This window comes from Georgenia phoenicis (assembly GCF_047302425.1).
Taxonomy (GTDB): Bacteria; Actinomycetota; Actinomycetes; order Actinomycetales; family Actinomycetaceae; genus Oceanitalea.
Window position 1 is genome coordinate 1,683,357 of the sequence record NZ_CP154855.1, and the last position, 15,271, is coordinate 1,698,627.

Below are 15,271 nucleotides of genomic sequence, written 5' to 3' on the forward strand. Positions count from 1 at the left end.
CGCTCCCCGGGGCCCGGCTCACCAGTAGTACTCCGGCGCGTCGTCGTCGGGATACCAGGGTTCCCTGCCGGCGCTGGGCAGCACCCGGTCGAGCCAGCCGGTCGCGTCGAGGACCGCCTGCCCCCAGCCGACCTCGTTGCGCCGCTCGACCCGTTCGGCGCGCAGGTCGATGAGCCGGGAGCGGAGGTAACGGGTCTGCAGCTGGCGGCCGATCCGCGTGAGCAGGTCCTCGCCCGCCACGTCCGGAACGAACGTCAGCGCGTAGGCGATCCGCACGAGGTCGTCCGACTCGAGCCCGGCGATGCCGGTGAGGGCCGGGGGCTTGATGATCGGTGGCGGAGGAGGCTTCTCCAGCGTGGTGCGCTGCCAGTCGTAGTCGGGGTCGTCCAGGTGCTCGCGAAGCAGCCGCATGATCCGGTCCACCGGGGCTGCGCGCTCGCCCACGGGTAGCAGCTGCTTGGCCTTCATGAAGGTCGGGTGGTGGGTGCGGCCCAGGCGCTTGGCGACATCGTCAATGTCCGTCACTCCCTCGCGGGCGGCGGCGAGGATCTCCTCGTAGTCGGCGTCCGTCCAGGGCTGACCTGCGTTCGGAGGCTGCTCCCGGGGCGGGCGGGGCCTGCCCGTCGCGGCCCTCTGGCGGAAGCCGACGTCCCGCTCCCAGGCTTCGCCGTCGGGGATGAGCGTGTCTGTCATGGGGGCTCCCGCCTTTCCCTCGCGTGTCTCAAGCGTTGCGAAACGCGCGGACGCCTGCGGAAGTCCTCCACAGCCAGTGCTGCGGGGGTGGCATTCGGCCTGTCTGTGGAGCACTGGCTGGGTGATGATGAGGACGGACCCTTGCCTGCCGCACCAACCACCCGGAGCCCTGCCGTGAAGATCCTGCTGCCCGACTCCCTGCCGCTCGAGCCGTCCCTCCCCGACGGCGTCACCGCCGTCACCTACGACGCCTCCCGTCCGGTCCCGGCCGGGCACCGCGACGCCGAGGCGCTAATCGTGTGGGGCAGCTCGGGTGAGCACCTGGCCGAGGTGGCGGACCAGATGCCGAACCTGCGCTGGGTGCAGACGCTCGCCGCCGGCCCGGACTCGGTACTGAGCGCGGGCTTCCCGGACGACGTCGTCATCACCTCGGGCGCGGGGCTGCACAGTCCGACCGTCACCGAGCACGCGCTGGCCCTCGTGCTGGCGCTGCTCCGACGGCTGCCGGAGGCAGCCGAGGCGCAGGCGGCGCACCGGTGGGACCGCCAGCTCGGCGGCCTGCAGCCGCTCCACCCGGACGGTGCGGTCACCACGCTCATCGGTGCGCGGGTGCTCGTGTGGGGGTTCGGGAACATCGGCCAGACCCTGGCGCCGGTGCTCCAGTCACTCGGGGCGACGGTGCGGGGCGTGGCGCGCAGCGTGGGGGAGCGGGCCGGTTTCGACGTCGTCGCCGAGGAGGACCTCGAGGCGGAGCTGGCGCAGACGGACGTGCTCGTCATGATCCTGCCCGCCACCCCCGAGACCGAGAAGGCGCTCGACGCGCGCCGGCTGGCCGCGCTCCCGGACCACGCCTACGTCGTCAACGTCGGCCGCGGCACGACCGTCGACGAGGACGCGCTGCTCGCCGCCCTCACCGACGGGACGATCGCCGGTGCCGCCCTCGACGTCACCGCCGTCGAGCCTCTCCCGGAGGACTCGCCGCTGTGGGAAGCGCCTCGGCTCATCATCACGCCGCACGCCGCGGGCGGGCGTCCCGTGGGTGCGGACGAGCTCATTGCCCACAACGTGCGGGCGCTCGCCGACGGTCGGGAGCTGCGCAACGTCGTCGAGCGCTGACGTGCTTCCTCAACTTCCCTCCCGGTCGGCCGATAGAACGGTGGACGAGGGGAGACAGGTATGGACGGGGTGCTCTCGATCACCCAGCGGATCGCGGGGATCCAGGCGCAGCTGACGGCTTTGGCGCCGACGCCGCCGCCGGCCACCGTGGACACCGCCGGCACCTTCGACCGGCTCTTCACCCAGGCCGCCGGGGAGTTCGCGCCCGTCAGTGCACCCGCGCAGGCGGCCGCCCCGGCCGTGCTCAACGCGAACGGTGCGCCGGCCGACCTCGCCGCCTACGGCAACGGCAAGATCCCCGCCGGGGTGCTCGCCCCGATCGGGACCGACGGCGAGGGCCACAGCATGTGGGCGCCCGCCGCCGCCAACTTCAACAAGCTCCTCGCGGCTGCCAAGGCCGACGGCATCGACATCGGCATCAACGACTCCTACCGCACCTACGAGCGTCAGGTCGAGCTCGTCGACCGTCTCGGGCTGTACAACGAGGGCGGCCTGGCCGCCGTCCCGGGCACGAGCAATCACGGCTGGGGCCGCGCCGTCGACCTTCACCTCAACGGTGAGGCGCTGACGTGGATGCGCGCCAACGGCGAGAAGTACGGCTTCGTCGAGGACACCCCGCGCGAGACCTGGCACTGGGCCTTCTACCCCGACAAGGTGCAGGTCCCCTAGCTCGCGGTGATCGCCTACCGTGGCGGCATGAGCGCCACGCGTGAGCTGCAGCCGGTCCTGCCCCCGCACGAGGTCCAGCTGGGGCTGGACACCTTCGGTGACATGACCGTCGGCGAGGACGGCCGTCCCCGCACCTTCGGCGAGGTGCTCCGGGAGGTCGTGGAGCAGGGCGTGCTCGCCGACGAGGTGGGTGTCGACGCCATCGGCCTGGGGGAGCACCACCGCGACGACTTCGCCATCTCCGCGCCGGAGATCGTGCTGGCCGCGATCGCCTCCCGGACCCGCCGCATCCTGCTCGGCACCGCCGTCACCGTGCTCAGCTCCGACGACCCCGTCCGCGTCTACGAGAAGATGGCGACCCTCGACGGCGTCTCGGGCGGCCGTGCGGAGGTCACCCTGGGACGTGGTTCCTTCACCGAGTCCTTCCCGCTGTTCGGGCTCAGCCTGTCGGACTACGAGCGGCTGTTCTCGGAGAAGCTCGACCTTTTCGCGCTGCTGCGCGCTGAGGAGCCGGTGACGTGGGAGGGCACCGTGCGCGGCCCGCTGCGCGGCGCGCAGGTGTACCCGAAGACCGAGGCGGGGACGCTGCGCACGTGGATCGGGGTGGGCGGCTCACCGGAGTCGGTGGTCCGCGCCGCGCGCTACGGCATCCCGATGATGCTCGCGATCATCGGCGGGGAGCCCTCGCGCTTCGTGCCCTTCGCCGACCTGTACCGCCGGGCGCTGCAGGAGCTGGGGCAGCCCGAGCTGCCGGTGGGCGTGCACGCGCCGGGCTTCGTCGCGGCCACCGACGAGGAGGCGCGCGAGCTGATGTTCCCGCACTTCAAGGCGAACCGGGACCGCATCGGCGCCGAGCGTGGCTGGGGCCCGACCACCCGGATGCAGTTCGACATGGAGGTGCAGAACGGGGCGGTCTTCGCCGGCTCCCCGGAGACGGTGGCGCAGAAGATCGCGACCACCGTGCGCCAGCTCGGGCTGAGCCGCTTCGACCTCAAGTACAGCAACGGGCCCATGCCGCACCGCCACACCCTCGAGGCGATCCGGCTCTACGGAACCGAGGTCATTCCGCGGGTGCGCGAGCTGCTCGCCGGTTGAGGTGGCGCTGCCCTCGGGGGCGCGACCGGTGGGTCAGCGGTCCGCGTGGGGATGACTGTCGCCTGGCCTGGTCGCCCTGCGCGTCCCGTCAGAACGGAGGCGCCTCGTCGACACCCCACGCCGCACCGCTCTCGCTGCCGCCCCAGCCTTGGCTGGCGTCGCTCTCGCCCCGTGCGGGGTCGGCATCCCTCTCGCCCCATGCTGGGAGTGGGCGCTGGGGCAGCGGCGGCGGTGTCCATGTGCCAGTGACCGCGCTTCCCGCAGCGACCTCGGCAAGCACGGCGTCGACGACCTCGACCGGGACACTCCTGCCCGTGCGGCGCATCTCCTTGCCGATGCGACGCAGCCCCGCGGCGGTCTCGCGCGGCATCGTGATGACGGTGCCGTCGGTGCGCCGCAGGTACCCGTGGCCGGTCATGGTTGTCCACGCGTAGGTGCCGTCGGATGCGCGGGCGACGGTGAAGCCGCCCTGGCTCTTGACGGCGTGGGCCCGGGTGCACTGGGGACCGAGGTTCCAGACCGAGGTCTCGCCGCCGTCCTGCCACTCGTGGATGTGGTCGAGCTGGCAGTGACGTGCCGGGGTGGAGCAGCTGGGCTCGATGCAGGTGCGGTCGCGCTCGCGGACGAGCTCGGCCATCGCGGCGGGCGGCTCGTAGCGCTTGCGGCCGACGTCGAGCACCTGGCCCGTGACCGGATCGCTGATGATCCGCCGCCACTGGCCGCCGGCCGCAAGCGCCCGAGCCACCTCGGGTGCGATGGGGCCGTAGCCCTCGAGGACGGCGACCGGCTCCGGGTCCCGCTCGAGAGCGTTGCGAGGCGGGACGTTGAGGTCGGGCAGTGCGACGGCGAGTGGGACGTTGAGCCGGACCTCGACGGGCAGTCCGCCGACCTTGCCCAGCCGTACCGCGGGCAGCCGCCCGCCGGGCAGGCGCTGTCCGGGGGCTGGCGGAACTGCTCCGTGGGGGACCTGCGCGCTCTCCGCCTCGGGCGCAGCTCGCCCCTTGGAGCGGAGTGGCGGGTCGACCGCGGGCAGAGCTGGCCCCTCGGAGCCCGGTGCGTCGTCGCCCGTGGGCGCAGCTGGCCCCTCGGAACCAGATGCGGCGTCGTCCGACGGCAGGTCCGTACCCTCGATCAGGGTTCCGACAGGCGCGGCCTCCGCCCCTGCAGGCTCGTCCGCGGATGACGCCGGACCGGTGGGGTCGGGCCCCACAGGAGGTACGCCGATGTACCCGTTCATGAGGGCGCCGTGCGCCATGAGGGAGAGGGCATCGGCGCGCAGCTGGTCCATGGTGCGGCCGTCGCCTGCGTTCTTGGCGGCGCGCGCCGCGCTGTCGAGCGTGATGTCCACGGCGATGGCGTTCGGCGCGGGGAGGACCGCCGTCAGACTCGCCATGCCGTCCGGCAGCGGTCGCGGGTGGTAGACCGTGCGCTTCTGGCGGGCGATGCGGTGGCGGGCGTCGGCGTCCTCCGGGTCGACGGAGATGACCGCCTTCTCGAGGTCGTCCTTGAGCTGCCGGAGGGTGCGGCCGGGCGCGGTCTCGATGACCTGCCACTCCGCGGCCAGGGCGACCTCGGGCGGCAGCCCATCGAGAGTGGTGAAGATCAGCTGCGCCCGCGGGTAGTCGATGAGGCCCTGCTCGAGTGCTTCGCCCGTGGCCTCCAGCATGCTCCCGAACGCCCGACCGCTGGCCGCCATCCGGGTTGCGGAGATCTTGCTGATCTTCAGCCGCAGCGCGAGCTCATGGCCCGCGAGGCACTCACCGCGCGTCCGACCACGCAGCGTGCCTGGCCAGTCCGGGTTGAGGGCGGGACGCTCGGCGAGTACCGCCGCGGCCTTCGCGGCCTGAGCTGCTGCGTACGCCTCCATCCGCTTGTGCGCCGCCGCGAGCTCGACGAGCGAGTAGTCGTCGACCTCGGCTGGGTCGATCGCCGCGAGCAGGACGCCCAGCCGCGGGCCGGGAGGGAGGGGAGCGAGGTAGTCGCCGAGCGCGCCGTCCTGCGGGAGCAGCTCGGCGAGCCGGTCGGTGGGCCAGGTGGTCGATCCCGTGGGACCGAAGAGCTCATCGGCGGGGCTCGGGAGCGGGAGGGGAGTGACGGGCTGCTCGGGCGTGACCTTCCACGTGCCGGGCAGCATCTCCTCGAGGGGCTCACCAGGCGCGGGCGTGACCGCGTCGGGCTGCCGCTCCGGCTGGGTGCCGTCCCCCTCGAGGTCCATCTCGTCACCTCCTATGGTGAGAACCTCACTACTCAGACCCTCTCACCGACCACTGACATTCGACGGCGGCCGGTCCTGGACCCCCGCAACGGCGCGAAAAGACCCGTGCCGACGGCGGCGGGTGGAATGTCGACGGCGGGTGGTAGGCAGGGCGGCCGAGCCTGCGAGGACGAGTGGCGCGGTGGGGCGGCGACGGCGGGTGGTGGCTTGGCGCGGACGTGCCGGCGACGGCGGGTGGCCGGGTAAACGAGCCGGCGGCGGCTGGTGGACGAGACGACGGCACGAATGGCGTCGGCGGGCGGCGTGCGGGCGGCGACGGCGGGGCCAGGTTGCGCTGTCAGACCCCAGTGCCACCATGTGTCCCACCTCGAAGTGCACCGTTGCCGAGGGGAGCCGCGATGGGCCGGACGAAGCTGGCGAGAGCCGCCGGACTCGCCGCTGCCCTGAGCGCGGCGGCCGGCCTCGCCGGCTGCGCGGCGTCGGCGGACGAGCCGGTCGAGATCGTCTTCTTCCAGTTCAAGCCCGAGGCCACCGCGTTCTTCTCCGACGTCGCCGCCCGCTTCGAGGAGGAGAACCCGGACATCCGGGTGACGGTCGACAACGTGCCGAGCGCGGAGACGGCGATGCGCATCCGCCTGGTGAAGGAGGACCCGCCCGACGTCCTCACCTTCAACGGCAACGGCACCTTCGGGGAGTTCGCCTCCGCGGGCGTCTTCCACGACTTCGCCGGCAGCCCGCTCCTCGACCGCGTCCAGGAGGCGTACGTCGAGGTCATCGAGGAGCTCGGCGCGGGCGAGCCTGGCGCCGTCAACGGCATTCCCTTCGCGGCCAACGCCTCCGGCGCCCTCTACAACGTCGAGCTCTTCGAGGAGCACGGCCGCGAGGTCCCCACCACGTGGACCGAGCTCCTCGAGACCGCCGAGTACTTCGAGCAGCAGGGCATCGTCCCGCACTACGCGATGCTCGCCGACGCCTGGACCGCCCAGGCCCCCATGGCCCCGCTCACCGCGCAGACGCAGCCCGAGGACTTCTTCGTGGACCGCTTCGCCGGTAACGCCACCTTCAGCGAGGGCTGGCGCGAGGCCTTCGAGAAGCAGGGTGCCCTGTTCGAGCTCACCCAGCCCGACCCCGCCGCCTCCGGCTACGAGCAGGGCACCCGCGCCTTCGCCGAGGGGGAGGCCGCGATGCTCCTCATCGGCAGCTACGCGGTCCCACAGATCCGCAGCTTCGAGCCGGACTTCACGGTCGGTTCCTTCGCCCTGCCCGCCACGGACGATCCGGAACGGACCACGCTCGTGTCCGGCGTCGACGTCGTCCTCGCGGCCCGCGAGGACGGACCGCACCAGGAGGAGGTCGAGCGCTTCCTCGCCTACCTCCTCGAGCCGGACCGGGTCCAGGAGTACGCCGAGCAGCAGGTCGCGATCCCCACCCTCGAGGGGCTGGAGAACGACGACCCCGCCCTCGCCGGTATCCAGCCGTACATCGACGAGGGCCGCATCGTCGGCTTCACCGACCACCAGTTCATCCAGGCGATCCCGCTCGGACCGCTCCTCCAGCAGTTCCTCCTCGACGGCGACCTCGACGCCTTCCTCACCCAGCTCGACGACAACTGGGACCGGGTGGCCGAGCGCCGCACCTGGGGCCTCGGAGCGGTGGAGGAGTCATGAACGGCCGCACGATCGACCGCGCCTACTACTGGATGGTGCTCCCGGCCTTCGTGCTCTTCTTCGTCCTCCACACGATCCCGGTGCTCCAGGGCATCTTCTACAGCTTCACCGATTCACCCGGCTACGGGACGTGGAGCTTCGTCGGCCTGTCGAACTACGCGGCGCTCTTCCAGGACCCGCGCGTGGTGGACGCCTACCTCTTCACCTTCAAGTTCGCGATCGTCACGACCATCCTCGTCAACGTCATCGGCCTGGCCATCGCGATCGGCCTCAACTCCCGCATCAAGCTGAAGAACACGCTGCGCGGGATCTTCTTCATCCCGTACGTGCTCGCGCTGCTCGTCGTCGGGTACGTGTTCTCCTACCTCTTCAACTTCTCCCTGCCCTCCATCGGGCAGGCACTCGGCATCGAGGCGCTGAGCACCTCGCTGCTCTCCGACCCGGAGCGCGCGTGGATCGGCATCGTCGTCATGACGGTCTGGCAGGGCGCGGCCTTCACGATCATCATCTACCTCGCCGGACTGCAGACCGTCCCCGAGCAGCTCTACGAGGCGGCCGCGCTCGACGGCGCCACCCGTTGGCGCCAGTTCTGGTCCATCACGCTGCCGATGATCTGGGGTTTCTTCACGATCAACGTCGTCCTCGCGCTGAAGAACTTCCTCCAGGTCTTCGACCAGATCATCGCGATGACCGGCGGCGGCCCGGGCACGTCCACCGAGTCCATCGGCGTGCTCATCTACCGCGGCGGCTTCGAGGGCGGCGAGTTCGGGTACCAGACCGCCAACGCCGTCGTCTTCATGATCGTCATCGTCGCCTTCGCCTTCTTCCAGCTGCGGGTCCTGCGACGCGAGGAGGTGTCGGCCTGATGTCCGCCAACGCCGTCACCATGCCCCCGCCAGGCAAGAACCGACGACGACGGCGTCACCCGGGCGGCGTCAACTGGTGGCTCACCGCCCTGCTCGTCGTCCTCTCGCTCACCGTGCTGGTCCCGCTCTACTTCACCGTGGTCACGGCCCTCAAGACCCCGGACCAGCTCGGAGGCTCCGGCTTCGCCCCACCCACCGAGTGGGCCTGGGGCAACTTCGCCGAGGCCTGGCGGACGATCGACTACCCGGCGCGGGCGCTCAACACCGCGCTCATCACGGTGGGCGCCGTCGTCCTCACGCTGCTGACGAACTCGATGGTCGCCTACGCGATCGCCCGCCAGATGCACCGGCGCCTGTTCAAAGCGCTGTTCTACTACTTCATCGCCGCGCTGTTCATCCCGTTCCCGGTGCTCATGCTCCCGGCGGCGAAGCAGGCGGCGATCCTCGGCCTCGACAACCAGGCCGGGCTCATCCTGCTCTACACGGTCTATGGCCTGTCCTTCAACGTCTTCCTCTACACCGCCTACGTCCGCTCCATCCCGGCCGAGCTCGAGGAGGCGGCGCGCATCGACGGCTCGAGCACGTGGGGCGTGTTCTGGCGGGTGGTGTTTCCGCTGCTGGCGCCGATCAACGCGACCGTCGGCATCCTCACCTGCGTGTGGGCGTGGAACGACTTCCTGCTCCCGCTCGTCATCCTCTCCGACCCCGACGCCGCGACCATCCAGCTCGCCCAGTACGTCTTCCAAGGGCAGTTCTCCGCCGACTACACCCTCGCCTTCGCGTCCTACCTCATGGCGATGGCGCCGCTGCTCGTCGTCTACGTCGTCGCCCAGCGGTGGGTCATCTCGGGGGTGACGCGCGGCGCCATCAAGTAGCCGACGACGACGGCGCCCCCACCAGCTCCGCGCTCCGGTCCCAGAGCGCAACCGCGACAGCGGGGTCGGAGGCCTGCGGGTTCGTCCGCGTGACCCTGCCCTTCTCGTAGTACTCGCCCGACACCCAGTCGCGTCCCGGGGTGCCCTCGGCGAGCTCGACGAGCGGCCGCGCGCCCTTCTCCGGGCCGATGAGGCCGGCCAGGTGGCGCAGCGGCGTCCGGTACACGACGCGCATGAGACTGGTGGTGTCCGAGGCGAAGTTCGTGCGCACCACCCCGGGGTGGAAGGCGACCGCGGAGAGGCCGCGGGGCGAGTAGCGGCGGTGCAGCTCCCTGGTGAAGAGGATGCTGGCGAGCTTCGCGTCGCCGTAGGCCTTGCGCGCGGAGTACCGGGCCTCGTTGCCGAGGTCGTCGAGGTCGATCCTCGCGAACGCCCGCGCCGCGACGCTCGCGGTGTTGACGACCGACGCGCCGCTCCCCGTCAGCGTGTCCAGGAGGAGGGTGGTGAGCAGGAAGGGCGCGAGGTGGTTGACCTGGAGCGTCTTCTCGAAGCCGTCGACGGTCCGGGTCCGGTCCCCGAAGATGCCGCCGGCGTTGTTCACCAGCACGTCGATCCGCGGGTACGCGTCGACGAGCGCCGACGCGAGGGACCGTACCTGGGCGAGCTCGGCGAAGTCCGCGAGGAAGTGGTCCGCCCCGATCTCCTCGGCGACCGCCCGCGTCTTCTCCGCCGACCGGCCGACGACGACGACGGTGTGCCCGCGCGAGGTCAGCTCGCGAGCGGCGGCCGCACCGATCCCGTCGCTGGCACCGGTGAGCACGATGGTCTTGGGCACGACCTCATCGAACAGTCAGTCCGCACCCGTCGCCACCGGGCGGGCAGGGTCGGTGATCCAGTGCGACCACGACCCCGGGTACAGCGCCGCGTCCAGCCCCGCCTCGTGGGCGGCGAGCACGAGCTGGGCCGCGGTCACGCCCGAGCCGCAGTACGCGGCCACCGGCTCGGCGCCGGCACCTGCCTCCGCGAAGAGCTCGCGCAGCGCGGGGGCGGGGAGGTAGCGGCCGTCCGCGTCGAGCAGCCGGGCCGTGGGCAACGAGCGGGCGCCGGGGATGTGCCCGGCCACCGGGTCGACCGGCTCCACCTCGCCGCGGAAGCGCTCGGGGGCGCGCGCGTCGAGCAGGACGCCGTCGTAGCCGTCGAGCAGCTCCTCGGCTGTCACCGTCGCCATGGACGACGACGGCGCCGTGCCCTGGGACGGCACGTCACCGTCCGCGTCGCTCACAACCGACGACGGCGTCGAGGCCTGGCCCGGCACGTCGCCGACCGCAGGGCTGTCCGTCGACGACGGCGTCACCTCGCCCGTCTCGAGCTCGCCACCCGCGGCCACCCAGGCCGGCAGACCGCCGTCGAGCACGCGCACGTCGTCGTGACCGAACCAGCGCAGACACCACCAGGCGCGCGCGGCGGCTGCCGCGACCCCGCCGTCGTACACGACGACGCGCCGCCCGGGGCGCACCCCGAGCCGGCCCAGCGACTCCGCCAGCGCCGAGCGGGAGGGGAGCGGGTGCCGCCCACCCGCGCCGGGCGGGGCGGCGAGGTCGGCGTCGAGGTCGCAGAAGACGGCGCCCGGCAGGTGCCCGGCCCGGTACCCGGCACGGTCGGGGCCGGCGAGCGTCCACCGCACGTCGAGGAGAAGGACCGAACCGAGCTCGGACCGCAGCTGCTCGTGACACACCAGTGCGCTCATGCGCCAACTCTTCCATGATGGGGCGGGACACCGACGGACGAAGGGGAGACATGGCTGAGACGGTCGAGGCAGGCGGCCCGGAGATCCGCACGCTGCTCGTGCTCGGTGCCAGCGGCGACCTCGCCGGCCGGCTCCTTCTCCCCGGGCTCGGGCGGCTGCTCGCCACCGGGCGCGCGCCGGAGCTCGAGCTCGTCGGCTCGGGCGTCGACGACTGGGACGACGAGCAGTGGCGCGCGCGCCTGCGCGAGACCTTCGCGGCCGAGCCGAGCATCGAGATGGCGCCCTGGGAGAGCTTCCCCGCCCACGAGAACGAGCCCGGCGCGCAGACCCTCGAGCGACTGGAGCGCGAGTCGGTCTACGTGCGCGCCGACGTCACTCGGCCCGAGGAGCTGCGCCGCGTCCTCGACCGGTGCGGTGCCCCGCTCGGCATCTACTTCGCGCTGCCGCCCGCCGTCACCGAGCAGGCCTGCCTCGCGCTGGAGGAGATCGGGGTGCCCGAGGGGACACGGCTCATCATCGAGAAGCCCTTCGGCAACGACGGCGAGTCGGCGCGGCGGCTCAACGCCGTCGTCGGGCGCATGGTGCCCGAGGAGCAGGTGCACCGGGTGGACCACTTCCTGGGCAAGAGCACCGTCCTCAACATCCTCGGCTTCCGCTTCGCCAACCGGATCTTCGAGCCGGTGTGGCGGGCCACGCACGTGGAGAGCGTCGAGATCGTCTACGACGAGGACCTCGCGCTCGAGGGACGCGCCCGCTACTACGACGGCTCCGGCGCGCTGCGCGACATGATCCAGAGCCACCTGCTCCACGTCCTCGCGCTCATCGCCATGGACCCGCCCACCACCCTGGGTGACCGCGACGTGCGCGACCGCATCGCCGAGGTCCTCCGGGCTGCGCGCGCCGGCGAGCCCGAGCAGCACAGCCGCCGCGCACGCTACGGCGCCGGCCGGATCGGCCTGCGCGAGGTGCCCGGCTACGCCGAGGAGCCGGGCGTCGACCCCACCCGGGAGACCGAGACGCTCGCCGAGATGACCGTCTTCATCGACAACTGGCGCTGGAAGGGCGTGCCCTTCACCCTGCGCAGCGCCAAGGCCATCACGCCCACGCGCAAGGAGGTCATCGTGACCTTCAAGAAGGTGCCGCATCTGCCCGTCGGGCTCACCGGCACCTCCCAGCCCACGCGGCTGCGCATCGGCCTGGGCCCGGAGTGCATCGAGCTCGAGCTCGACGTCAACGGCACGGGCGACCCGTGGTCGCTGGACCGCGTCGTCATGACGACGAGCTTCGGCGAGGGCGAGCTCCCGGCCTACGGCGAGGTGCTCGCCGGCGTCCTGGAGGCCGACCCGCTGCTGTCCGTGCGTGGCGACGTCGCCGAGGAGTGCTGGCGCGTCGTCGAGCCGGTTCTCGCCGCCTGGTGCGAGGGGCGGGTGCAGCTGGGGGAGTACCCGGCCGGCTCGCCCGCCGACGCCGCCGGGACGACGGCGGAGCGCAGCTGATTCCTTGACGCTCCCGGACGGCGTCGTTAATGTCCGTCTCAACGGGGGGCCACATGTGGCCAAAGACGGTCGTGATGTCGCGACGGATCGCGTAGCTGGTGCACCCCGGATGTCCGCATGGGGGTGTGGACCTGGCGTTGCTGACGTCGTCCCGTCCCCGCTCCGAGCAGATGGGGAATGACATGCACGGACGTACAGCACGACGCGACAGACGCAGGGTGGCGGTGGTCGGTGCGGCCGGCGTCGCACTCCTCGCCTCCCTCGTGGCCACACCGCCCACGCTGGCGCAGGTCGCCGAGCCAGGGGTGACGGGGCTCGAGGTCGAGCAGCAGATGGGCTTCGCCACGCTCACGTGGGAGCCCGTGGCAGGGGTGGAGGAGTACCAGATCGAGCGCACCCCGGTGGACGAGAACGACGAGCCGGTCGGGGAACCGGTCATCACCGGTATCTGGCGGCCCAACCGCCAGGTGGACCAGTCCGAGCCGGCCTTCGCGGACGCGAACTTCGACCCCGGTGACAGGTTCCGCTGGCGGGTGGGCATCGAGGGGGAGGCGTTCTCCGAGCCCGTCTACGACACCACCCTGCCGCAGTGGGGCGACCCGGACGTGCCCGGCGAGAGCCTGCGCACCGGCTGGGAGCAGACCTTCGGGGAGCGCTACACGACCGACGTCGAGGAGGCGGAGTACACCGCGGAGCTGGACGCGCTGAGCGATCGGGTGCGCGTCGTCGAGATCGGACGCACCCTGCAGGACCGGCCGATCAACATGTTCATCATCGGCTACCCCAACCCGCCGGCGACGCCGGAGGAGATCGCCGAGGGCGACACCGCCCTGGTCAACTGCAACGTCCACGGCAACGAGCCCTCCTCCCGGGAGGCCTGCTTCATCCTCGCGCGGCAGCTGGCCTTCGGTGAGGACGAGCGGACGCTCGACATCCTCTCGGAGTCGACGATCATGCTCGTGCCGTCGATCAACGCCGACGGTCGCGCGCTCAACCAGCGCGGCAACGCCACCGGGCAGGACCTCAACCGCGACTTCTCGCTCATCCGGCAGCCGGAGACCTTCGGCTTCACCGAGATGCTGCGCGACTACCGGCCCGACGCCGCCTTCGACGGCCACGAGTACGGCAACACCCGGGCCGGGGACCTGCCCGTCATGTTCCCGCGGCACCTCAACGTGCCCGAGGTCGTCCACCTGCAGAGCAAGGACCTCGTCGAGAACTGGCTCTACGAGCGCGGCTCGGAGGACGGCTGGTGGTTCTGCCCCTACGGCTGCGAGGGTGGCAACACGGTCGGTATGAGCCAGGAGACGATCCTGCGCAACACGCTGGGGCTGAAGAACATCGTCGGCGTGCTGCTCGAGGCACGCAGCTCCGGCGGGGAGACGCGGCCCGCGGACGGCGGCTCGCAGACCCCGGAGAGCCGCAAGCGCAAGACCTACTCGGCGATGTACACCTTCGAGCAGTACTTCGACTACTTCCACGAGAACAAGGAGGACATCGTCGCGGCCGGCGAGGCGGGCCGCGCGCAGCAGGTCCTCAACCGCGGGGACATCGTCTTCCGCGGCTCCTACACCGTGGACCCGTTCCCGGCGCCGCACCCCGGTGAGGCGCCGCCGGACCCGGAGATCCCCGGCCCGGAGCAGATCCTCGAGGCGCCGGTGTGCGGCTACCTCCTCACCGAGGAGCAGTACCACGGCGTGCGGGAGGACAGCCCCGAGGGCTTCCCGACGACGCTCGCGGACCGCATCGAGGCGCACGGCTGGCGTGTCCAGGAGCGGGCGCGCGGCTACATGGTGCCGCTGACCCAGGAGCAGCGCGGGCTCATCCCGCTCCTGCTCGACGGTCAGGCCGCCGAGCCGTGGACCAGCGCCCAGCGCCTCTACGGCCCCGCGAACCACCGCGTCACGCTGCCCGACAGCGCGTGCGGCAAGGTGAGCGAGCCGCCGTCGCGTCGTACGCCGACGACGGCGGAGCTCAGCTACACGAGCGACTGACAGTCGCGTAGGGCGCGCCCCGGGGACCCGTTCCCCGGGGCGCGCCGCGCTGTGCAGGACGCCTGTCCTTGAGATAACCGCACCGATAAGGTGACGTTCCCTGTCGTCCCTTCCGAATGGACATTCCTATGCCCGTGGTGCCCGAAATTCTCAAGCGTGATAACCGCGAGAATGCCCTCGCGCTGCTCCGGCGATACTTCGGACTCGACGGCAAGCCCGCGTACTCCGGATCGCGGTTTGAGGCACTCGGCGGGGGAGGTGATGCGGCGGACGTGGCGGACAAGATCACGGCTGTCGATATCGTGGCGCTGTCGATGCTGTCCATAGCAGTCCCGGGTACGGCTGCACTGCGGCTGCTCGAGGATGACGAGTTTGTCGCGGTCACGGGTGAGTACCTGAGCAAGCTTCCGACCGATGTCGATTTGGTCGACATCGACCGCGAAGTACTGGTGGACGGGCCAGCGGCGTCATTGTGGCGACACTTTCGGCAGCTCGACGGAGTTGGACCCACCACCACGAGCAAGCTCATGGCACGAAAGCGCCCGCGCCTGATCCCCGTGTACGACTCCGTGATCGAACGAGCCTTCCACTTCGAGAACTCGAGCGGTCATTGGGAGTACTGGCACGACCTCCTCAACGCGGATGGACGGCGACTTCACACCGAGTTGCTGAACGTCCGTGCTGATGCCGGGCTGCCTGAGGCGGTCTCCGCGCTTCGCGTGCTCGATGTCGTGGTGTGGATGGGGAACAGGCGACCGGATGAGGAAGGCGAGGAGGCGTCTCTGGTCACCGCCTGAAGCCCCGACTCTCCTCGTGTGATCGCGGCAGCAACCCGGGC

13 protein-coding genes are annotated in these 15,271 nt (G+C 71.4%); 9 read left to right on the top strand and 4 right to left on the bottom strand.

Translation table 11 applies throughout. The features are described from left to right. Positions 1–18: 18 nt before the first annotated feature. Complete coding sequence (locus AA0005_RS07965) at positions 19–693, bottom strand: hypothetical protein (RefSeq protein WP_413452877.1); 675 nt, start codon at positions 691–693, stop codon at positions 19–21. A 174-nt stretch (positions 694–867) separates the two neighbouring features. Between AA0005_RS07965 and AA0005_RS07970 the strand changes: the two genes are divergently transcribed. From AA0005_RS07970 to AA0005_RS07980, 3 genes are read left to right on the top strand one after another with little or no spacing between them, the layout of a single operon-like run. Next, entirely contained in the window at positions 868–1,809 is a 942-nt protein-coding gene (locus AA0005_RS07970) for a phosphoglycerate dehydrogenase (RefSeq protein WP_413452878.1), read from the top strand. Positions 1,810–1,869: 60 nt separating this feature from the next. Continuing rightward, complete coding sequence (locus AA0005_RS07975; RefSeq protein WP_413452879.1) at positions 1,870–2,478, top strand: D-alanyl-D-alanine carboxypeptidase family protein; 609 nt, start codon at positions 1,870–1,872, stop codon at positions 2,476–2,478. A 27-nt stretch (positions 2,479–2,505) separates the two neighbouring features. Continuing rightward, positions 2,506–3,573 carry an LLM class flavin-dependent oxidoreductase gene (locus tag AA0005_RS07980; RefSeq protein ID WP_413452880.1) on the top strand — a complete coding sequence of 356 codons (1,068 nt, stop codon included), beginning with the start codon at positions 2,506–2,508 and terminating at the stop codon, positions 3,571–3,573. Positions 3,574–3,661: 88 nt separating this feature from the next. Here AA0005_RS07980 and AA0005_RS07985 read toward each other — a convergent pair whose 3' ends face one another. Then, positions 3,662–5,788 carry a DUF222 domain-containing protein gene (locus AA0005_RS07985; RefSeq protein ID WP_413452881.1) on the bottom strand — a complete coding sequence of 709 codons (2,127 nt, stop codon included), beginning with the start codon at positions 5,786–5,788 and terminating at the stop codon, positions 3,662–3,664. 398 nt (positions 5,789–6,186) lie between these two features. Between AA0005_RS07985 and AA0005_RS07990 the strand changes: the two genes are divergently transcribed. From AA0005_RS07990 to AA0005_RS08000, 3 genes are read left to right on the top strand one after another with little or no spacing between them, the layout of a single operon-like run. After that, entirely contained in the window at positions 6,187–7,455 is a 1,269-nt protein-coding gene (locus AA0005_RS07990; RefSeq protein WP_413452882.1) for an ABC transporter substrate-binding protein, read from the top strand. Then, complete coding sequence (locus AA0005_RS07995) at positions 7,452–8,321, top strand: carbohydrate ABC transporter permease (RefSeq protein WP_413452883.1); 870 nt, start codon at positions 7,452–7,454, stop codon at positions 8,319–8,321. The genes AA0005_RS07990 and AA0005_RS07995 overlap by 4 nt, the downstream gene beginning before the upstream one ends. Then, positions 8,321–9,196, top strand: coding sequence for a carbohydrate ABC transporter permease (locus AA0005_RS08000; protein WP_413452884.1), 876 nt, complete (start codon positions 8,321–8,323; stop codon positions 9,194–9,196). Before AA0005_RS07995 ends, AA0005_RS08000 begins: the two co-directional genes overlap by 1 nt. On the opposite strand, the gene AA0005_RS08005 is transcribed toward AA0005_RS08000, so the two are convergent. Both AA0005_RS08005 and AA0005_RS08010 read right to left on the bottom strand, forming a co-directional pair. Beyond that, positions 9,189–10,031 (bottom strand): SDR family NAD(P)-dependent oxidoreductase, encoded by an 843-nt coding sequence (locus AA0005_RS08005; RefSeq protein ID WP_413452885.1) that lies wholly within the window; start codon positions 10,029–10,031, stop codon positions 9,189–9,191. The two genes, AA0005_RS08000 and AA0005_RS08005, sit on opposite strands and share 8 nt — an antisense overlap. A gap of 15 nt (positions 10,032–10,046) precedes the next feature. Beyond that, a complete protein-coding gene (locus AA0005_RS08010) occupies positions 10,047–10,943 on the bottom strand; it encodes a sulfurtransferase (protein ID WP_413452886.1) in 897 nt (298 codons plus the stop codon). Between the two features lie 50 nt (positions 10,944–10,993). Between AA0005_RS08010 and AA0005_RS08015 the strand changes: the two genes are divergently transcribed. The 3 genes from AA0005_RS08015 to AA0005_RS08025 all read left to right on the top strand — a co-directional run bounded on the left by AA0005_RS08015 (position 10,994) and on the right by AA0005_RS08025 (position 15,230). After that, on the top strand, positions 10,994–12,439 hold the full coding sequence (locus AA0005_RS08015) for a glucose-6-phosphate dehydrogenase (RefSeq protein ID WP_413452887.1): 1,446 nt from the start codon (positions 10,994–10,996) through the stop codon (positions 12,437–12,439). A 218-nt stretch (positions 12,440–12,657) separates the two neighbouring features. Continuing rightward, positions 12,658–14,433 (top strand): M14 family zinc carboxypeptidase, encoded by a 1,776-nt coding sequence (locus AA0005_RS08020; RefSeq protein ID WP_413452888.1) that lies wholly within the window; start codon positions 12,658–12,660, stop codon positions 14,431–14,433. Positions 14,434–14,561: 128 nt separating this feature from the next. Then, complete coding sequence (locus tag AA0005_RS08025; RefSeq protein ID WP_413452889.1) at positions 14,562–15,230, top strand: DUF6308 family protein; 669 nt, start codon at positions 14,562–14,564, stop codon at positions 15,228–15,230. Positions 15,231–15,271 lie beyond the last annotated feature (41 nt).